The sequence below is a fragment of the Dyella sp. OK584 genome (assembly GCF_057787755.1).
The window spans coordinates 2086463-2105071 of record NZ_CM173542.1 but is presented as its reverse complement, the minus strand read 5'-3'; the positions used below and the strand labels follow the sequence as shown (position 1 = coordinate 2105071).

The following is an 18609-nucleotide window of genomic DNA, read 5'->3' as shown; positions in this document are numbered from 1 at the left end:
GTTCGAAGCAGGCTCTGCTGAAACGTTACCGCGAGCACCCACCCCTCATCCCAACCTTCTCCCCAGAGGGGAGAAGGAGCTAGGCAGCGCTACGACGGCAACAAATCCAACGCCATCACAATGGCGTCCTCGCGCCCCTGCTTTGCCGGGTAGTACTTGGGCCGGCGACCGATCTCATCAAAACCCATCGCGCTGTAAAGGCTCTGCGCCACCGGATTGGACGGCCGCACTTCCAGGAATACGCGGGTAGCACCGTTCCAGCGGGCAATATCCAACAGACGTCTCAGCAGAAACCGGCCCAGCCCAAGACCGCGATGATCCGGCCCCACGCAGACATTGAGCACATGCGCCTCGCCTGCGGCCACGGACAGCACACCATAGCCGGCGATGACGCCATCCACCCACATCACCCAGCACGGGTGACCTGCCTTCAGGCAATCGGAGAAGATGCCGGGCGTCCACGGAAATTCGTAGGAAGCCGCTTCCATGTCGGCAACCGTCGGTACATCCTCGCGCCGCATGGCGCGGATCTCGGCATGGGGACGAGCCACGGCGACCATGAGTGATCACTCCATCGCGCGGGACAAGGCACGCCGCAGGCTGCGCAGCGCATTCCACAGTCGGCGCTTGCCGGCCGCGGAGGTCAGCACGCTGGACGGCTCATCCGCCAGCACGATATGCGCTCGGCTCAGCACGGCAGCCGGCAGCTCACGACCCAACGCATGCGCCTGCGCCTCGCCGAACACCAGGTAAGCCCTCGCCTCGGGCGCGCCCGTCAACTGGCCATTGCTTACTTCGATGCGTGGCGCCCTAGCCACCGCCGGGCCAAAGGCCATCAGGGCGCGACCGACCAGATCCAGCTCTCGCGGTGAGCAACCGGCAGGCAACAACACGACGCAATCCCCTGACATCACCACCGCAGGCATCTCCACTGCGGACTCTGCCGTCACAGCCGATGCCGCCGTACGGCGAATCCACGGCGTGACACCAAGGGCGCGCAGCACGCGCTCGCGGTGCGCTGGCGAGGCTTGCGCGACCGCCGCCATGATCAGACCACTCCGCGACGACGGCGGTGCGTGGCACGACCCCATAGGGTCATCACCGGACCGGACAACAAGTACAGCGTGAACACCACGAACAGCACACGCGGCGGATCGATGAAGAACGGTACCAGCACCAGCACGGCGACGATGATCCACAGGAACGGTACGCGGCCATCGCCCATCGGCAGCGACTTGAAGCTGTAGTAGCGGAAGCGGCTGACCATCAGCAAGCCCACCACCACCGCAATCACTGGCGTGATGAAGCAGACTTCCGCACCGAGGATGCCGAACTTGTCCATGCTCCACACGAAGGACATGCACACTGCAGCCGCCGCCGGGCTAGCCAGGCCCTGGAAATAGCGCTTGTCGATCACGCCGACCTGGGTGTTGAAGCGCGCCAGGCGCAATGCGGCGCAAGCGGCATAGATAAAGGCTGCGGCCCAGCCGATCTTGCCCCAGGTAGAGCCAAACTCCTTCAGGGTGGACAGGGACCAGGTGTACATCACCAGCGCGGGCGCCAGGCCGAAGCTGATCAGGTCGGACAGTGAGTCGTATTGCACACCGAATTCGGTCTGGGTGCCGGTGAGCCTTGCGACGCGGCCGTCCAGCCCGTCCAGCAGCGCGGCCACGAACACGGCAATGGCGGCCGAACTGTAGTCCCCGCCAATACTCGCCACGATCGCGTAAAAACCGGCAAACATCGCGCCGGTAGTGAACAGGTTCGGCAGCAGGTAAATGCCCCGGTGGCGCGGGGGGCGGACGGGTGTACTGTCGCTCATGAATCAATCCGTGACGGAATGCGCGCAGTGTAAACCATCCTCCGCTTGAGTCCGGGCGGAGGGGGTGTAACGATGCTGCGCACCCTGTCTCAAGCCTTGGAGAACACCGATGCGCCGCTTGCTGATTGCCACTGCGCTGCTGCTTGCTGCGCCCCTGGTTGCCGCCCAGGCCTACAAATGGACCGATGCCAATGGCACGGTGCACTACTCCGATGCACCGCCGCCGCAGGGCACCAAGTTCAATAAGGTCACCACCAGCGGCACAGTGGAACCTCTGACGACGCCGGCGCCTGCGGTGAATACCGAAAGCAATCCGGAGCCCCACAGCAGACCCAGCGCCCAGGCCATGGCCGATACGCCGGAAAACCGCACCAAACTCTGCGCCTCGCTCAAGTCCAACCTGGAAATGCTCAAAACCAGCGGCCCCGTGGTGATGGACGAAGGCGGCCAGCAGAAAGTGATGAACGGCGATCAGCGCAAGCAGCAGCAGGCCACCGCCGAGGCCCAATACCAGCAGTACTGCTCGGGCGGCTGACCCTGGCCCACTTCGCCGGGCCGGGCAAATCACGCCCGGCCGGCCGAGTTGGCGTCGCGCATCGCTATAATCGGCCTCTTTCTCCGCCGGATCCGCTCGCATGCGCCTCAGCCAATTCCACCTGGCCACTGTCAAGGAAGTCCCCGCCGACGCCGAAATCGCCAGCCATCAGCTGATGCTGCGCGCCGGCATGATCCGCAAGCTCGCTGCCGGCCTGTACACCTGGTCGCCGCTGGGCTTGCGCGTGCTGCGCAAGGTGGAAACCGTCGTGCGAGAGGAAATGGACCGCGCCGGTGCCGTCGAAATGCTGATGCCGACCATCCAGCCCAAGGAGCTGTGGGAGGAAAGCGGCCGCTGGGCGAAGTTCGGCCCTCAGCTGCTGAAGATCAAGGATCGCAAGGAGCAGGCGTTCTGTTACGCGCCCACCGCCGAGGAAGTGGTCACCGACTTCGCGCGCAATGAGCTCAAGAGCTACAAGCAGCTGCCGGTCAACTTCTACCAGATCCAGACCAAGTTCCGCGACGAGATCCGCCCGCGTTTCGGCGTGATGCGCGCGCGCGAATTCCTGATGAAGGATGCCTACTCCTTCCATCTCACCCAGGAATCGCTGGGCGAAACCTATGACGCGATGTATCAGGCCTATTCGCGCATCTTCAGCCGCCTGGGCCTGAAGTTCCGCGCTGTGCAGGCCGACACCGGCGCCATCGGCGGCAACGCCAGCCACGAATTCCAGGTGCTCGCCGACTCGGGCGAAGACGCCCTCGTGTTCTCCGATGGCTCCGAGTACGCCGCCAATATCGAGAAAGCCGAGGCACTGGCGCCCACCACCGAGCGCCCTGCTCCCGCTGCCGGGCTGCAGCGTGTCGACACGCCCAGCCAGAAAACCATCGACGATGTAGCCGCCTTCCTCAAGGTGTCCCCGCAGCAGTGCGTAAAGACCATCCTGGTGCGTGGCACCAAGGGTCTGGTGGCGCTGTGCGTGCGTGGCGACCACGAGGTCAACGAAGTGAAGGCCGGCAAGCTGGCCGAGATGCCGGGTGAGTCGGTACTGGCTACCGAGGAAGAAATTCTTGCGCTCACCGGCACCCAACCTGGCTTCCTCGGACCGGTGGGCCTGCCTGCGGAAATTCCGGTCATCGTCGACCGGAACGCAGCCGTACTCGCCGATTTCGTCTGCGGCGGCAATCAGAACGGCACCCATTACACCGGCGCCAACTGGGACCGCGACGCTCGCGTCACCCGCGTGGAGGACATCCGCAAGGTGGTCGTCGGCGACCCTTCGCCGGACGGCAAGGGCACGCTGCAGATCGCCCGCGGCATCGAGGTGGGCCACGTGTTCCAGCTCGGCAAGAAGTACGCCGAAGCGCTCAAGGCCACCGTGGTCGACGAGAGCGGCAAAGCCCAGGTGATGCTGATGGGTTGCTATGGCATCGGCGTCAGCCGCATCGTGGCTGCCGCCATCGAGCAGCGCCACGACGACGCCGGCATTATCTGGCCCGAGCCGATGGCGCCCTGGCGCGTGGCCGTGTGCGTGATCAACCCCAAGAACTCGCCGGAAATCGCCCAGGCCGCGGATGCGCTGTACACGGCACTGAATGGACGTGGCATCGAAACCGCGCTGGATGATCGCGGCCTGCGTCCGGGCGCCATGTTCGCCGACATGGAACTGATCGGCGTGCCACACCGCGTGGTGATCAGCGAGCGCGGTCTCGCCGCGGGCACTCTGGAATATCGTGCCCGCGACCAGGCGGAGGCCCGTGCCATTACCCAGGACGAATTGTTCGCCCTGCTGGCCTGACATGGCTGGAATATGTCCCATGAAACGGCCGCATACGCGGCCGTTTTCATTTACGGATCTGCGTTTCGGCGGATATACGCCATAGGCTTATGGCAATGAGCCTTGCGCGTGCATTACGTTTCGAAATAACACTGCGACGCTAATATCGCGCCTTATTCGACCCATTATCCATTGCGCTTTGCTTTGCGCGGATATATCAGGGAGAATCAAAAAACACTTACGGATGCCCTGCCCTACGATGCAGCCCATTCAAGCAACCGATTACTCACCCCCGGGAGTTACGTATGGCAGTTGATATCAAGAGCCTCAATCACAACCAGCTCAACGAGCTGATCACCAAGGCCCAGGAGCGCCAGAATGAATTGCGCAAGGAAAAGGTGGTCAAGCTGCGCGAGAAAATCCACGCGCTGATCAAGGCCGAGGGCTATGCATTCGAGGATATCTTTGGTCACGCCCGTGGCGTGAAGACCCGCCGCAGCGGCGGTACCGTGGCGCCGAAGTACCGCAACCCGGCCGATTCCGCGCAGACCTGGTCCGGCCGCGGCAAGCGCCCGCGCTGGTTCAATGATGCGTTGAAGGCGGGCAAGAAGGAAAAGGATCTGGCGATCTGATCGCCGTTCCAGGCTTCCTTCGCTGAAAACGCCGGCTTCATGCCGGCGTTTTGTTTTTCCCCATTCGATTCAGAGCGAACGGCGTGGGGCAATCAGCAGGTCGCCAAACAACAATCCCGCCACCAGTGCTATCAGCAAAGTAATCAGAAGCATGGTGGTATCCATACCCAACGTGGTGTCGCGTTCCAGCAGATAAGAAACGCTGCGGAACCCCACGCTTCCCGGCACCAGCAGGATAATGCCTGGCTCGCGAATGATCGCCCCCGGCCGATGCACGAAACGCGCATAGAGATTGGCCAGGCTGCTCAGGGTCAGGCCACCCAGAAAGACGCCAAAGGGTGCCGCAGGAAGCTTGCCTGCCAGGGCACCACCCCAACGCGTAGCCAGATAGCCCAATACCACCGCCGCCATCACTACCAGCCAGTCACGGCGCGCGGCGCGAAAAGAAATGGCAAACGCAAACGCACCCACGAGCAACGCCGGATAATCGGTCCAGGTGGGCAGCGGCGGCAACGCATAATCACGCCCCTCAATGCCAAGCGCGTTGCACAGCTGCGTGGCCGCGACCGTGCCGAAGGTCAGTTTGATCAGCGTGGCGATGGCTCCGCCCATGCGCGCCACGCCCGCCACCAGATGCTGGCTGGAGATCTCGCGCACCGCGGTGGTGAGCGCCATGCCAGGCATCAGCACGATCAAGCCAGCCAGGATCACTGACTTGATGGCCAGCGGCACCACGAACTGACTGACCACGATGGCAATGGAGGTGGCAACCAGCGCGCTGATCGCTTCGCTGGCGACCGCCAGTCGGGGACGTGTGGCCGACAGCACGGTGATCACGCCAATGATGAGTCCGATCAGTGCCGCCGTGATCAGGTCCGCCCACGAACTGTGCAACAGCAGCGCCACCACGCTTGCGGCCGCCAGGCCGTAGCTGCCGATCACACCCGCCTGCGCGCGACGGCTATCGGGACGCCCCAGGTCGCGCAACAGACGGAAACCCTCGCGCAGCTCGATATCGCCGGCAATCACCTTGTCCGCAATAGCGTCGGCTTCGCTCAATCGCGCGAGGTTCACGTCACCCGGCGCCAGGCGCATCACCTGGGTTACTTGCGCTACGTCATTCTCGCTCTGGGCCAGGTCGGTGAACGAAATGATGATCGCCGTGGGGCTGGACCAGACATCCGCCACCAGTCCCAACCGCTGGGCCGCCCCGGCGATCGCCCCCTCCAGGCGCGGCGCCGCCGTGCCGTACTGGTGCAGGCGGCGCGCCAGCTCCAGCAGAAACGCGATGCGGGTATTGAGTGGCGTCGTGGCCAGCGGAGTAACAACGACTGGCTGGCTCATCGTGCGCGTGGCCACAGCAGGGCCGCCATACGTGGCGTCGCCAGGAAGAAAATGAAGGAGGCCGTGGGCATGCCCGTAGTAGAACTGATTTGGATGGCCATTGTCAGCGGTGGCCGTCGCGCAATGCAGCATGAGCGCAGTCGCCATCACATCGGTACCCCACAGGCACGAGTATGCCCCGCCCGGTCGCTGCGCCCACGGCCCGTCGGCGGCATGACACGCGATAACCGCGGGCTGAAACCGGAAAAAGCACCCCCACCTAGGACAAGGTAAACTCACGAGTTCCGTCACCGCGCACGAGCTTCGAGTCCCGATGTCCACCGAAAAAGCCGCCGTTGAATCCATCGCCTCGCCCGCTACCCCGCAGGCCGAGGGGCAACAACGGGACTTCATTCGCCAGATCATCCGCGAGGACCTGGCCACGGGTAAGCATCACGCCATCCGCACCCGCTTTCCGCCCGAGCCCAACGGCTACCTGCACATTGGCCATGCCAAGGCGATCTGCCTGAACTTTGGCATCGCCCGCGAGTTCACCGGCTGGTGCAATCTGCGCCTGGACGACACCAACCCGGGCAAGGAAGACCCCGAGTTCGTCGAGGGCATCAAGGACGACGTGCGCTGGCTGGGCTACGAGTGGCACGACCTGCGCCACGCTTCGGACTATTTCGAAGTGTTCTACGACTCGGCGATCAAGTTGATCAAGGACGGCGTGGCCTACGTGGACGACCTCAACCCGGAAGACATGCGCGCCTATCGCGGCACGCTCACCGAGCCTGGCCGCCATTCCCCGTTCCGCGATCGCAGCGTTGAAGAGAACCTCGACCTGTTCCGCCGCATGCGCGAAGGCGAATTCGCAGATGGCGCCAAGACGTTGCGCGCGAAGATCGACATGACGTCGGGCAACATGAACATGCGCGACCCGGCGATCTATCGCATCCGCAAGATCGCGCATCAAAACACCGGCGACGCGTGGCCGATCTATCCGATGTACGACTACGCGCACTGCCTCTCCGACGCACTCGAAGGCATCACGCATTCGCTGTGTACGCTGGAGTTCGAGGACCATCGCCCGCTTTACGACTGGTTCGTCGACAAGGTGGACCTGGTCAATCATCCGGAGCTGTGGCAGCACCTGCGCGAAGGCGGCTTCCGCACCGAGCCGGCCAAGCCGCGACAGATCGAATTCTCGCGATTGAACCTGTCCTACTCCATCACCAGCAAGCGCAAGCTCGCACAGCTGGTGAACGAGAATCTGGTGGATGGCTGGGACGATCCGCGCATGAACACGCTGCGCGGCCTGCGTCGTCGCGGCTTCACACCGGCGGGACTGCGCCTGCTGATCGAGCGCCTGGGCGTAAGCAAGCAGAACAGCGTCATCGACTATTCGATTCTCGAGAACTGCATCCGCGAAGATCTTGATGCCACCTCGCCGCGCCGGATGGCCGTGCTTGATCCGCTCAAGCTGGTGATCACCAACCTGCCGGCAGATCACGAAGAGAAGCTGACGTTCTCCAACCACCCCAAGGACGAAAGCTTCGGTACGCGCGAAGTGCCGCTCTCGCGTGAACTGTGGATCGAGCGCGAGGACTTCGCCGAAGTACCGCCGAAGGGTTTCCATCGTCTCAAGCCCGAAGGCGAAGTGCGTTTGCGCGGCGTGGGCATCATCAAGTGCGACGAGCTGGTGAAGGATGCGGACGGCAACGTCATCGAACTGCGCTGCACGCTCGACCTCGAATCGCGCCAGGGCATGCCGGGCGCCGATCGCAAGGTGAAGGGCACGATCCATTGGGTGAGCGCCAAGCACGGCGTATCGACTGAAGTGCGTGTGTACGATCGACTGTTCAACGTGCCCGCACCCGATGACGAGAGCGACGGCAAGAGCTGGATCGAACACATCAATCCGGATGCCAAGCGCGTGGTGCATGCGTGGCTGGAGCCTGCCGCTGCCAGTGCTGCACCCGAGCAGCGGTTCCAGTTCGAGCGCCTGGGCTACTTCGTCGCTGATCGCATCGACCACAAACCAGAAGCGCCGGTGTTCAACCGCACCGTCACGCTGCGTGATACCTGGGCGAAGCAGGCTGGCTGACGCCGGCATCACAGGGAGAGTTGCATGCTGCGTCTGCAAATTCACCTGACCCTGCCGCCGTGGATCGGCGACGTGGTCGACACTGGTAAGCGTTACGTTACCGACGAGGAGCGCGTGGGTTTGGCCATCGAGCTTTCGCGCCACAACATCGAGCATGGTCAGGGCGGTCCGTTCGGCGCTGCCGTGTTCAACGCCGATGGGCGTGTGGTCTCGGTGGGCGTGAACCGTGTGGTGCCGCAGACCTGCTCCGTGGCGCACGCTGAGATGATGGCCTATATGAGCGCACAACAACGTCTCGCGGCCTTTCGTATCAACGAAGACGGCGGTCGCTACACGCTGGCTACCAGCGCTCAGCCGTGCTGCCAGTGCTATGGCGCCACGGTGTGGGCAGGCGTCGATGAATTACTGATTGGCGCGCGAGCCGAAGACGTGGAAGAGCTCACCGAGTTCGACGAAGGCCCCTTGCCTGCCGACTGGGTGGGTGAACTTGAACGCCGTGGCATCAGCGTGCGACGTGACATTCTGCGCGACCAGGCACGCAGCGTGTTGTCGGTATATGGCCAGAGCGGACAGCACTATTGAGCCGCCTGCGCGCTGCCTTGCCGCTGATCTTGCTGGTAATCGCCGGCATCGCACTGTTCAGCTCCGGCCTGCTTGATCGCCTGCATCCCGAGCAGCTGGTCATGCACCAGACGCAGCTGCGCGCGGATATCGCAGAAACCCCCTGGCTCAGCCGCATCGCCTACATCGGCCTGCTCACGCTGGCCATGTCTACCGGCATTCCGGGCACGGTCATCATCATCATGGCTGGCGGGTTCGCCTTTGGTGCGCTGGAAGGCAGCATCTACAGCTCCATCGGGCTCACCCTGGGTACGCTCATTCTTTTCCTGGCGAGCCGCTACGCGTTCGGCGCGGGCAGCAAGCACCCGCCGGCCATCGTGGACAGGCTGCACCATGGTTTCGAACTGCATCCGGTGGCTTACACCATGTTCCTGCGCTTCGTGCCGGTGGCGCCCTTTGGACTGGTCACGGTCGCGCTGGCTTGGCTACGCTGCCCACTGTGGCTGTTCATGGGTGCCAGCTGGCTCGGCGGCACCGTCTCTCTGATTTTCGAGACATCGATCGGTGCCGGCCTGAGCGAAGCGCTCGCTCAAAGCCAGGGACATTTCGGCCTGGGCCTGCTCATGCAACGGGGCATATGGGTGCCACTGAGCGCCATTGGCCTGCTAGCCCTGCTGCCCCTGCTGGTGGAACGCCTCAGTCGCCGCCGTCGTCAGGCCGAGCTTCCCGTTTCGGCGCAGCCTCACGACCGTTGAGGGATCACCCCTCGGCCAATGAGCTAGCTGCCCTGCTACGCGAATCGCGCTAGTCTGACGCAGCTTGGCGCATGGAACGCCGGATAGGGTGGATGACGGCCAATGGGTGCAGGGGCTAACTCCCGGGCGGGGCGATGGTGGCGGCGCACGTCGCTGATGCAGCGACTTGCCCTGGTTGCGCTTGTGCCCACCCTGGTGACGGCCACGCTGCTGGTGATCATCCTCACCCAGCATCAGCTGACCACCCTGCGCAACATGGCGCAGAACACTGCAGATGCCATTGCGACGCAGGCCGCCTCGGTGTCCACAACCGCATTACGGGACATGCAGCGACGCGAGTTGGTGCGCATCGCCGAATCGATCGGTGACCTGCCTCATGTTGCACGCGTGCAGATCCGCGCGGCCGATGGCGAGATCCTCGCCGACAACCTTGGGCGCAGCGGCGGAAGCAATGCCGACACCCTCACCGTAGTGCGCGACGTAATCGATACCGACCAGCCCGGGCACCCCGTACTCGGCTCGGTGATGGTGGACGTCAGCCTGAGCGATGCCATCGCCGCGCAACAGGCCAGCCTGCGCAATGCGCTGGTCGCCTTGGCGCTCAGCCTGCTGGTAGCCGCGGTGATCGGCTGGCAGGCTGCGCGCTGGATCAGTGCACCGCTGCGCGGCCTGGTAGCCGCCGTGCATCAGCTTGGCCGCGGTGACAGGCACGTAGAGGTGCAAGTCACCGACCAGACCGAAATCGGCGAGCTGCAACGCGGTTTCAACAGTGCCGCGCTGGCACTGTTCGACGTGCAGCGAAGTATGGAAAAGGAAATCGAGCACGCCACCGTAGAACTTGCGCGCAAGAACGCTGCGCTGGAAGCGGCGAGCGTGGCCAAGGCCCGCTTCCTTGCCGCCGCATCGCACGACCTGCGGCAACCGCTCTATGCGCTGACCCTGTTCTCGTCCTCATTGGCCGAGGACGAGCGCGACCCGGTGCGGCTGGATCGCATCGCGCATATCCAGGAATGCGTGGAGGCGCTCGATCATCTCTTCAGCGAACTGCTCGATCTCTCTCGCCTGGAAACTGGCGCCATGCAGATCGAGATCACGGAATTCCCGCTGGATCAGGTGCTGCAGGAAGTGAGTCGCAACTTCCGCATGATCGCCGAGCAGCACGGCCTGCGCCTCATCATGCGCGCCACCGATCTGTGGGTGCGCAGCGATCGCACGATGTTGGCGCGTATCCTCAATAACCTGGTCAGCAACGCGCTGCGCTACACGCAGCGCGGCGGCGTGCTGGTAGTGGCACGCCGCCGGCACGACAGCACCGTGCGCGTAGACGTCTGGGACACCGGCAGCGGCATCGCGCCGGAGCATCAGGCGCGCGTGTTCGACGAGTTCTACCGCGTGGAATGCCATAGCAACCACGAGTACGACACCGGTCCACGTCGCGGCCTGGGATTGGGCCTGGCCACCGTGCAGCGACTGGCCGAACTGCTCGACACCCAGGTGCAGCTGAAGTCCACCCCGGGACGTGGCAGCGTCTTCAGTTTCCATCTGCCGGAAGTGCCGCCACAGCAGATATTCCACGCTCCTGATGACGCAGTTCCGCTGGACGTTTCAGGCATGCGCGTGCTGGTGATCGACGACGAGCCGGCGATCCTGTCCGGCATCCGTTATCTGCTGCGCAGCTGGGGTTGCGAGGTCGCCGTTGCAGAGGATCGCGCGCAGGCCATGCAGGCCGCCGAGGATTGGCCGCTGCCGCCCGACATCGTCATCTCCGATCTGCGTTTGCGCGATGGGCAAAGCGGACTGGACATCTTGGCAGCGCTGGACCAGCACTATCAGCGCGATGGCAACGCGCCCTTCCCGCGCCTGCTCATTACCGGCGAAACGCGCAGCGATCGCCTTCGCGAGATCATGGCCGCACGCATCCCCGTGCTCTACAAGCCAGTGTCACCCGAGCAACTGCGGGAAGCGATGATGGCGGCCTGGAGCACCACCCGCACGACGGTGGCCTGAAAGCCTGCTCCACGCCTCCGTGGAACAGACTCATTTTTCGGGAGCCAGGCGACGCGCCAGCAAGCGGTCGGCTGGCAGGAAGCGGTTGAACAGGTCGTCAACGAAATCTCCGCCGGGCGCATTCGCTCGCGCTCCTCCGGTCAGATAGAGCCCACACCACAGCAATCGACGCCCGCTGGGAAGCTCACTCGCCAGAAGCCGGTCGAGGAAAACCTGCAACCCACGCTGCAACGTCGGCAAGGTTTGCAGAAACCCGAATATCTCGCGGCGCCCCCATGCGTCGCGCTGCGCTGCCAGCGCCGCCAGGGCTGCCGAACCGAGGCGCTTCCTTACTTCTTCTGTATGGACGTCCATACGCCCGAACGAAGCTTCCTGACCAGGCAGGGAGGAGACACGCCAGCCCAGGGCACGCCGGAACGCGGCCGAGGGTAATGTCGCCCTCAAGGCCGCGTGCCCCGGCAAGGCCTCCATGCCTGTTACCACGACGTACAACGGCAGTTGCAAATGCAGGTGCCGAGCCGCCTCGATCGCCATGGCGTGCAACTTGTCCGCGCGAATCAATATCTGCGGCACCGGCTCCAGCAGGCTTTGCGCGGCAATGCAAAGCACCATGCCATCCAGCGGCAGCTTGCGGCGCTCACGCCCCAGCAACGCCAGCGCCTGCGACCATGGCGATTCGCCACCTTGCGGTGCACCGGGAGGCTGAGCCAGCTGCCGGCCCGGCTCGACAGCGACCACGGATCGAAATTTCCACCAGTACCAGGGCTTGGATACCGGGTTACCGGGCAGCGCGCGCGCATGCGGTGCATGTGCCGCCGCCTGCAACAGGCTGCGCACTTCCGCGGGGCTGTCGCCAAGGAACATCAACCAGGGGTGTCGTGACAACCGCCGCCACTCTCCCCGACGGCGGAACGGATGTAGAACCGCGCCACGCACACGACGCGCGGCATCCCTGATCGCCACCCACAGATTGCCCATGCCGTAGCCTGCATCGGGATTCGCGGCGACACGGGTGTGTGCCCGCATTACCGCCAGCTCTTGCCATGCGGACGACCCAAGCCAGCCAAGCACCCCCAGCGTGACGACACCAAGGCCAAGCAGATACCAGGCCTGCGTGGATATCGTGCTGCTGAAAGCTGGCGCCACGAAGGTCACCAGCACCAGCAACACCACGGTGGTTGCAACCAACTGCACCGACCGCCTGCTGGCCCGCGACGCCGGCAGATGTAGCTGGGGCGATCCCGTTGCGAGGTAAGGCTGCGGCGTAATGGGGTCGCGTTGCAGCGATTGCAGCACCGCCGATGCGGTAACGCTGGGTCGGCAGTACAACGCCTTGATCCTTCCCAACTCCCCGCTGTCGCCTTGCTCGTAGTAATACTGACCGGCATAGCCGAGCAGCAACGCCATGCCGAAGACTTCGCGCACTTCCTCGGCGTCGCCGGTAAGTCTCGCGAGATGGTCGAAAAATTCGCTGGCAGCACCGGCCGTGTGGAACAACGCCAGCTGCAAGGGGTCGGACTGGTTCCTCCAGCCCTCGCGACGCATGACGACTTCGTCGAACCAGGCCACCGCCGCAAAGCCGGCCATTTCGACGTCGGTGAGTTGCTTGCCTTTGGCCAGCGCGGTCACTCGCGCCTCGTCGACGATGGCGCGGGCCCGTCCCTGCACCGCGGAGAGCTCGTCTGGACTAGCCGACGTACTCGCCTGCTCATCAATGAACAGGCCATAGGCAAACAGGGGGGCGTAACATTCCAGCAGCCGCATGACGCCTATGGCCTCGGTGCCAGAGTGGTGCGATTTCCCTTCATGTCATCGACCGGACCGACTACGGCACCTCTCACGAACGCAAGCCCAACACGGCGCCGGCATCGCAGCTCGCCTCAAGCTTCGTGCACATGAGCGACTCCCCCGATCGCAGTGCATCGATTCTCATGGCCATACGCATAGGCGGCCATATCACCTTGTGACTATACCGTTCGGATGCATCGCACGGTTGCCGTATGAGCATGCTGGGGCTATGTTGCGCTAGCGGATGTGCGGCGATGGGAGTGCCGCGCGGCGTCACGGGGAACGACATGCGCATATTGATCGCGGACGACCATCGGCTGATCGTCGAGGGGGTCAAGCTCAAGCTGAGCGAGCTTGAGCCGAATGCCGACTTTGTCATCGCCATGGACATGGCCGAACTGCGCGAGGCGATTCATTCGCCCGACTCCACCTCGCTTTCACTCGCGCTCATCGACCTGGCGATGCCCGGCGTACATGGCACCGAGCATCTGGTCGAAGTGATCGAGCAACTGCCGCATGTGCCCGTCATCGTGCTTTCCGGCTCGGAAGATCCGGTGACGATGAAAGGGCTGCTGGCGATGGGTGTGCAGGGCTTCATTCCCAAGGCCTACTCGCCCGACATCATGCTGTCCGCGGTGCGGCTGGTGTTGTCCGGCGGCGTGTATGTTCCACCGCTGATGCTGCAGGAGCGCGCTGATGGCGTCGGCACCAACGCCAATTCCATGTCACCGCCCGCTCAATCACAGCCTTCATCGCCCGACTCGCTTGAAGAACGTCTGCGCAAGCTGCTCACCGAACGTCAGATCGACGTGCTGCGGCTGCTGTCGCAAGGCAAGCCGAACAAACTGATCGCGCGGGACCTGGGCATCAGCGAGGGCACGGTGAAAATCCATCTCGCCGCGATCTTCCGGGCACTGAACGTGCGCAACCGGGTCGAGGCCGTGGTGGCATCCCGGCGCATCAGCGGACTCTAGGGTTTCTCTGAGCTGCGCAAGGTGGACATCACTCGCGGAACCGGCGGCAACCTCGCTGGGTAGATCAGAGCATCCCCAGGCACCAGCTTTCACCTCGCACTGACGGGAGCCGCGTATGCTGCGCACACCTCGGCGCATACAGATTGGGCGTTGGTGCCCGAGAGCATCCGACGGCCCCTGGGGGGATGCCGCAGTGCATAAGGGTTGGGTCGCAAGCCATCGGCGAGGGCTGGGCCGGGCAGCAATAGCCTGCCTGCTGGTCGCTTGCCTGCTGCCCGGGGATCTGTTCGGCACGAGACCATCGATGGCCGGGGTGCCGCTGGAACGCGGCAGTCATATTCGCACGCTGACCTTCGGCATCCTGCCGATCGGTGGCCCGTCCGAATCGCTGGCCGCCTGGCGTCCCATTCTGGATGACCTCAGTCGCACGCTGGGTCTTCCCGTCCATAGCCTCTCGGTAAGCACCTACGAGGGTCTGGGCCAGGCCATGGCCGAGGAGCGCGTCGACTTCGCCTTCGTGTCCGGCCGACTGGCGCTCGATGCGGTTATCCATGACCGCATGCAGGTCATTGCCCAGCTCTCGCGGACCAACGGCTCGCGCGGCTACTACTCGGTGCTGCTGGTGGGGAAGGATTCGCCTCTGCACAGCGTCGACGACCTGCTCCGCCAGCCTGGCCGCCTGCGCTATGCGCGCGGCGAGGTGCTATCGGTATCGGGCTACCTGGTGCCCGAAACGCAGTTGTTCGCGAACCGCCGACTGGACTCAGACACCTTCTTCGCCAGCGTCATGGTGGACAACCACCAGAACAACGCATTGGCGGTAGCCAACAACGAGGTCGACGTGGCGACCAACAACACCGCCGATCTCGAACGCTTCGCCAAACGCTTCCCTGACCAATATGCGCGGCTGCGCGTACTGTGGACCTCCGGCCTGATTCCCCACGCCGTCGTGGTGATCCGCACCGACCTTCCCGCCGAGCTTCGCCAACGGGTCGCCGCCGCGCTCACTTCTTATGCCAAGGGCAAGAATGCCCAGGCGGAACTGGCCAAGCTGCAGCTGATCCATGACATCAGCGGCTTCTCTCCCGCAGGCAACGAAACCCTGGTGCCCTTTGCGGACATCGAGTTCAATCTGGACCGCCGCCGCGCCTACAGCGCCCAGTGGGTAAGCGATGCGGCGATGCAGACGCGGCTGCGCAAGATCGATGTCGAACACCAGGCCCTGGTGCGCCGGTTGATGGCGCCGCCTTCGCCTTGATCATTCATGCCGAGGGCGGCATTGGCGCCGATCCGACAGCTCGGTGCCATAAGCACCGGCTGATTCCGCCCCCGCTGGTTTCATTGGCAAACGTGCATCAACTGGACACGCCGCGCCAGATCAATGCTGCATGTCCTTGAGGTTCATCGTGGTGCCGTTCGGCATCACCATGTCACCCGGCTTCTGCCCCGCCGCGCACTGTCCGACCCAACGCCCCGAACTGGCCACCGCAACATCGCTCTGACCCATCACCGCGGGTTCGTACTTCATGTGGCCTTCGGTGTGATACGCCGTGTCACCCTCGAATTTCGTTTCGCTGTGACTGGTCATGTTGACTGCGCCGTTGGGGGTATCGAGCTTGCACACGGCGTCTGACACGACCGTCGTGCCCTGTACGTTGATGTTGAACTTGCTGCACATCTTGCCGCTCATCTGCGAGCCCATCCGGTACATGGCCTGATCGGTATCCGCGTCCAGGCAAAGCTTCATCAGCTGTTGATGGCCACTCATGCCCGACGTCTGCATCTCCCACAACCCCGGCTTGCGTTTGGGCATGTTCGCGGGAAGATCTTGCGCCACGGCAACGCCGGCAAGACCAAGCAGGGAAATGGCGAGCAACAGACGGGGTGCAGACATGGGGATCTCCAATCGGCCCGGCGGGCCATACCGTGGTGAAAGTTAACGCCAAATGGCGCTGGCGTCATGCCATGCCCGCCTCACCGGAACGGAAACGTTGCCGCCGCCTTGCGACGCAGCATGACCCTGGCAAATGCAGATAGGCCGTTAGCACTATGGCGCCTCGCGCTAGAACGAAGTGCGTATCGTTGGGCCCCAACGAATTCTTTAGAGTGCCAAGCAGGGCATGCCATGCGAATTGTGTGCCCACCAAGGGCTACTTCGATCGCCTCTTTAATTCGCGAGTCCAACATCATGCAGCCGACTCCAGTCATGCCCTGCCCAAGGACTCCAAGTCACCGTGCTGGCTCGTCTCCATCGCGTCATCGAGCCAGGGAGGCATGACGCATGGAATCGCGCCAACGCCTGCTGCCTCGCCTGTTCATTGATGTAGTGCTGCCCAGCACGATCGCTGCGCTCGCACTCATTCTTGCGCTATGCGTGCAGCAGACTCACAACCTGGGCGAACGCACCGACGCCGCTATCGCCTTGCGCATGGAGCGCCTCGCGGGCGAACTGGGCAGCAACGAAACGGTTTCGCCCCAAGGCACGCTGGACCGTGCCCTGCAGGATGGTCAGGCCGACCGGTTGCATCGCGTGGAACTCCATCGCCCCGATGGCAGCCTGTGGAGCAGCGGCACATCGTTGCCCCAAGGCGGCGCCACCTACCGAAGCGAGCTGCACGGCCAACGCGATGCAGCCTCCTGGCTGAGCATGCAGGTAGATACGCGCCCGCTGCATCAAGCGCAGGGCCTGGTGTGGTTGCTGGGCAGTCTTTGCGCGGCGGGCATTCTGGTACTCGCCTGGCTTGCCAGGGTGACGCTGCGCCATCGCGTGGTCGATCCGCTGTCGCATGTGCAGGACGCACTCCACGAGTTGGTGAACGCGCGCCATCCAGCCATTGACATCACACCGGTAGGCACCGAGTTTGCCGATGCACGATTGGCCCTGCAGCGCCTGTCCGAGTTGCAGGAGGAGCAACGTCGCGACTGGAGCGCGCTGCAACACGACAATGCCGTGGAAGCGCTCGACCGTCTGCGCCAGAGCCAGGCAGCCACTCGCAGCAAGTCCCAGTTTATCGCCCTGGTCAGTCATCACTTCCGTCAGCCACTGCAGGCGCTGGAACTGTTCGCCGGAAGTCTCGACGACGATGCCGACGGCGAGCACCAATCCGTGTTCCAGCAGATGCGCACCAGCATTGCCGCCATGACCCGCCTGCTGGATGCGCTGCTGGAGATATCTCGTCTCGATGCAGGCGTCATCGCCGTCAAGCCAACCGGCTTCACTGCCGCCGAACTGTTCATGCGTGACCGCACGTCGCTCAGCCACGAAGCGGCGCAGCACCATGTCACCCTGATATGGCGCGGCAGCCACCACCGCCTGCACGGCGATGCCGACGTTGCTGCCAGCCTCCTCTACCAGCTGGCCAGCAACGCCATCATCAACGCCTCCGAGGGGCGCGTGCTGATCGCGGCGCGCCGATATGGGCAGGCCATCCGCATCGAGGTGCGCGACAACGGTCCGGGCATAGCCGTCATCCACCAGCAACGGATCTTCGAAGAGTTCGTGCAATTGCAGGCTGGTGAAAGCGAGCGACGCGGCGGCTACGGTCTGGGCCTGGCCATCGCCGAGCGGTTGGCCCGATTACTAGGCACACGCATCGGCTTGCGCTCTGAACCGGGCCGCGGCAGCACCTTCTGGTTCGAACTGCCGCGCATGCCGGTGATGGAGTGCCACTCCACATCTCATAAGCAATCCCCGCACGCGTGGCGTCAGGCCGGTTGAACGCTCTGGTGCGTCGTCCATGGATGCGGCGCGAGGAACCTATCGTGCATGACCTTAGTCGTCATGCATGCCCAGCTTGCCAAGCTGTTCGAGATCGGCCGCCAGCTCGATAGCGGTGATGCTCCTCGAATTCTTGCGTCAGCCAGTCACTGCCGTCCGTCACGCTCTTCCTTCGTGGTTCGCATGGTCATGACAGCTGATACCCAAGCGGTGTGGCGACACCACCGGGAACATCGCATGACATCCAAAGCGAGCCTGTGGCTGAGGTGGCCGCTTCGCTAATGTTCGTTAACCCACACGACCTCAATGTCATCCATCACAGCGGTTTGGAGATCGATCGTCGGGAGCCTGGAGACATCAAAGACTCTTCCATGACGTATGCCACGGAAAATGCCTTGATGGCGAAAGGTCGCCATCCAGCGAACACTGTCATTCGCCGAAGGCTCGTACTCGCCCTCGAAGGTGAACCCATTCGACGTCGTGCCGGAGACAGCGGTCATGACCGGAACCTGGTGAAACTTTGATACCTCGACCGTACTCCGGGTCGTCGTTCCTGGTGTGAATCATTCGATGAAGACGCCGCCTTGTCCTCTCGGCGCGTCAAGGCGAG

General features: G+C 63.6%; 17 protein-coding genes. 10 read left to right on the top strand and 7 right to left on the bottom strand.

What is annotated here, in order from left to right:
- Positions 1–89: 89 nt before the first annotated feature.
- Genes rimI through AC3CBN_RS09310 form a run of 3 tightly spaced genes read right to left on the bottom strand, consistent with a single transcriptional unit; the run spans position 90 to position 1822 of the window.
- Positions 90–560: a ribosomal protein S18-alanine N-acetyltransferase gene (rimI, locus tag AC3CBN_RS09320; RefSeq protein WP_488636522.1), complete on the bottom strand. Its 471-nt coding sequence runs from the start codon at positions 558–560 to the stop codon at positions 90–92.
- A gap of 6 nt (positions 561–566) precedes the next feature.
- A complete protein-coding gene (locus AC3CBN_RS09315) occupies positions 567–1046 on the bottom strand; it encodes a hypothetical protein (RefSeq protein WP_488636521.1) in 480 nt (159 codons plus the stop codon).
- A gap of 2 nt (positions 1047–1048) precedes the next feature.
- Entirely contained in the window at positions 1049–1822 is a 774-nt protein-coding gene (locus tag AC3CBN_RS09310) for a CDP-alcohol phosphatidyltransferase family protein (RefSeq protein ID WP_488636520.1), read from the bottom strand.
- A gap of 109 nt (positions 1823–1931) precedes the next feature.
- On the opposite strand from AC3CBN_RS09310, the gene AC3CBN_RS09305 reads away from it, so the two are divergent.
- The 3 genes from AC3CBN_RS09305 to AC3CBN_RS09295 all read left to right on the top strand — a co-directional run bounded on the left by AC3CBN_RS09305 (position 1932) and on the right by AC3CBN_RS09295 (position 4766).
- Positions 1932–2357 carry a DUF4124 domain-containing protein gene (locus AC3CBN_RS09305; protein WP_488636519.1) on the top strand — a complete coding sequence of 142 codons (426 nt, stop codon included), beginning with the start codon at positions 1932–1934 and terminating at the stop codon, positions 2355–2357.
- 100 nt (positions 2358–2457) lie between these two features.
- On the top strand, positions 2458–4155 hold the full coding sequence (locus AC3CBN_RS09300; protein ID WP_488636518.1) for a proline--tRNA ligase: 1698 nt from the start codon (positions 2458–2460) through the stop codon (positions 4153–4155).
- A 284-nt stretch (positions 4156–4439) separates the two neighbouring features.
- Positions 4440–4766 (top strand): H-NS histone family protein, encoded by a 327-nt coding sequence (locus AC3CBN_RS09295; RefSeq protein WP_488636517.1) that lies wholly within the window; start codon positions 4440–4442, stop codon positions 4764–4766.
- Between the two features lie 69 nt (positions 4767–4835).
- Here the strand turns inward: AC3CBN_RS09295 and AC3CBN_RS09290 are convergent, their stop codons facing one another.
- Positions 4836–6110, bottom strand: coding sequence for a threonine/serine exporter family protein (locus AC3CBN_RS09290; RefSeq protein WP_488636696.1), 1275 nt, complete (start codon positions 6108–6110; stop codon positions 4836–4838).
- A gap of 313 nt (positions 6111–6423) precedes the next feature.
- On the opposite strand from AC3CBN_RS09290, the gene AC3CBN_RS09285 reads away from it, so the two are divergent.
- The 4 genes from AC3CBN_RS09285 to AC3CBN_RS09270 all read left to right on the top strand — a co-directional run bounded on the left by AC3CBN_RS09285 (position 6424) and on the right by AC3CBN_RS09270 (position 11519).
- Entirely contained in the window at positions 6424–8196 is a 1773-nt protein-coding gene (locus AC3CBN_RS09285) for a glutamine--tRNA ligase/YqeY domain fusion protein (RefSeq protein ID WP_488636516.1), read from the top strand.
- A gap of 24 nt (positions 8197–8220) precedes the next feature.
- Positions 8221–8778 (top strand): nucleoside deaminase, encoded by a 558-nt coding sequence (locus AC3CBN_RS09280; RefSeq protein ID WP_488636515.1) that lies wholly within the window; start codon positions 8221–8223, stop codon positions 8776–8778.
- Positions 8775–9512: a TVP38/TMEM64 family protein gene (locus AC3CBN_RS09275; RefSeq protein WP_488636514.1), complete on the top strand. Its 738-nt coding sequence runs from the start codon at positions 8775–8777 to the stop codon at positions 9510–9512. The genes AC3CBN_RS09280 and AC3CBN_RS09275 overlap by 4 nt, the downstream gene beginning before the upstream one ends.
- A 156-nt stretch (positions 9513–9668) precedes the next feature.
- Positions 9669–11519, top strand: coding sequence for an ATP-binding response regulator (locus AC3CBN_RS09270; protein WP_488636513.1), 1851 nt, complete (start codon positions 9669–9671; stop codon positions 11517–11519).
- Between the two features lie 30 nt (positions 11520–11549).
- On the opposite strand, the gene AC3CBN_RS09265 is transcribed toward AC3CBN_RS09270, so the two are convergent.
- Positions 11550–13283 carry a type VI secretion protein IcmF/TssM N-terminal domain-containing protein gene (locus AC3CBN_RS09265; RefSeq protein WP_488636512.1) on the bottom strand — a complete coding sequence of 578 codons (1734 nt, stop codon included), beginning with the start codon at positions 13281–13283 and terminating at the stop codon, positions 11550–11552.
- Between the two features lie 278 nt (positions 13284–13561).
- Between AC3CBN_RS09265 and AC3CBN_RS09260 the strand changes: the two genes are divergently transcribed.
- Both AC3CBN_RS09260 and phnD read left to right on the top strand, forming a co-directional pair.
- Positions 13562–14281, top strand: coding sequence for a LuxR C-terminal-related transcriptional regulator (locus AC3CBN_RS09260; RefSeq protein WP_488636511.1), 720 nt, complete (start codon positions 13562–13564; stop codon positions 14279–14281).
- Positions 14282–14585: 304 nt separating this feature from the next.
- Positions 14586–15539 carry a phosphate/phosphite/phosphonate ABC transporter substrate-binding protein gene (phnD, locus tag AC3CBN_RS09255; RefSeq protein ID WP_488636510.1) on the top strand — a complete coding sequence of 318 codons (954 nt, stop codon included), beginning with the start codon at positions 14586–14588 and terminating at the stop codon, positions 15537–15539.
- Between the two features lie 120 nt (positions 15540–15659).
- Here the strand turns inward: phnD and AC3CBN_RS09250 are convergent, their stop codons facing one another.
- A complete protein-coding gene (locus AC3CBN_RS09250) occupies positions 15660–16175 on the bottom strand; it encodes a DUF3617 domain-containing protein (RefSeq protein WP_488636509.1) in 516 nt (171 codons plus the stop codon).
- A 387-nt stretch (positions 16176–16562) separates the two neighbouring features.
- Between AC3CBN_RS09250 and AC3CBN_RS09245 the strand changes: the two genes are divergently transcribed.
- Entirely contained in the window at positions 16563–17999 is a 1437-nt protein-coding gene (locus tag AC3CBN_RS09245) for a sensor histidine kinase (RefSeq protein ID WP_488636508.1), read from the top strand.
- A gap of 278 nt (positions 18000–18277) precedes the next feature.
- Here the strand turns inward: AC3CBN_RS09245 and AC3CBN_RS09240 are convergent, their stop codons facing one another.
- The gene (locus AC3CBN_RS09240; RefSeq protein WP_488636507.1) at positions 18278–18499 is read right to left on the bottom strand and encodes a TonB-dependent receptor; all 222 of its coding nucleotides are present in this window, start codon (positions 18497–18499) and stop codon (positions 18278–18280) included.
- Between the last annotated feature and the right edge of the window lie 110 nt (positions 18500–18609).

Bases quoted from the DNA above. Each gene is read 5' to 3' on its own strand.
- rimI (WP_488636522.1), bottom strand. From the start codon at position 560: ATGGTCGCCGTGGCTCGTCCCCATGCCGAGATCCGCGCCATGCGGCGC.
- AC3CBN_RS09315 (WP_488636521.1), bottom strand. From the start codon at position 1,046: ATGGCGGCGGTCGCGCAAGCCTCGCCAGCGCACCGCGAGCGCGTGCTG.
- AC3CBN_RS09310 (WP_488636520.1), bottom strand. From the start codon at position 1,822: ATGAGCGACAGTACACCCGTCCGCCCCCCGCGCCACCGGGGCATTTAC.
- AC3CBN_RS09305 (WP_488636519.1), top strand. From the start codon at position 1,932: ATGCGCCGCTTGCTGATTGCCACTGCGCTGCTGCTTGCTGCGCCCCTG.
- AC3CBN_RS09300 (WP_488636518.1), top strand. From the start codon at position 2,458: ATGCGCCTCAGCCAATTCCACCTGGCCACTGTCAAGGAAGTCCCCGCC.
- AC3CBN_RS09295 (WP_488636517.1), top strand. From the start codon at position 4,440: ATGGCAGTTGATATCAAGAGCCTCAATCACAACCAGCTCAACGAGCTG.
- AC3CBN_RS09290 (WP_488636696.1), bottom strand. From the start codon at position 6,110: ATGAGCCAGCCAGTCGTTGTTACTCCGCTGGCCACGACGCCACTCAAT.
- AC3CBN_RS09285 (WP_488636516.1), top strand. From the start codon at position 6,424: ATGTCCACCGAAAAAGCCGCCGTTGAATCCATCGCCTCGCCCGCTACC.
- AC3CBN_RS09280 (WP_488636515.1), top strand. From the start codon at position 8,221: ATGCTGCGTCTGCAAATTCACCTGACCCTGCCGCCGTGGATCGGCGAC.
- AC3CBN_RS09270 (WP_488636513.1), top strand. From the start codon at position 9,669: ATGCAGCGACTTGCCCTGGTTGCGCTTGTGCCCACCCTGGTGACGGCC.
- AC3CBN_RS09265 (WP_488636512.1), bottom strand. From the start codon at position 13,283: ATGCGGCTGCTGGAATGTTACGCCCCCCTGTTTGCCTATGGCCTGTTC.
- AC3CBN_RS09260 (WP_488636511.1), top strand. From the start codon at position 13,562: ATGGGAGTGCCGCGCGGCGTCACGGGGAACGACATGCGCATATTGATC.
- phnD (WP_488636510.1), top strand. From the start codon at position 14,586: ATGGCCGGGGTGCCGCTGGAACGCGGCAGTCATATTCGCACGCTGACC.
- AC3CBN_RS09250 (WP_488636509.1), bottom strand. From the start codon at position 16,175: ATGTCTGCACCCCGTCTGTTGCTCGCCATTTCCCTGCTTGGTCTTGCC.
- AC3CBN_RS09245 (WP_488636508.1), top strand. From the start codon at position 16,563: ATGGAATCGCGCCAACGCCTGCTGCCTCGCCTGTTCATTGATGTAGTG.
- AC3CBN_RS09240 (WP_488636507.1), bottom strand. From the start codon at position 18,499: ATGACCGCTGTCTCCGGCACGACGTCGAATGGGTTCACCTTCGAGGGC.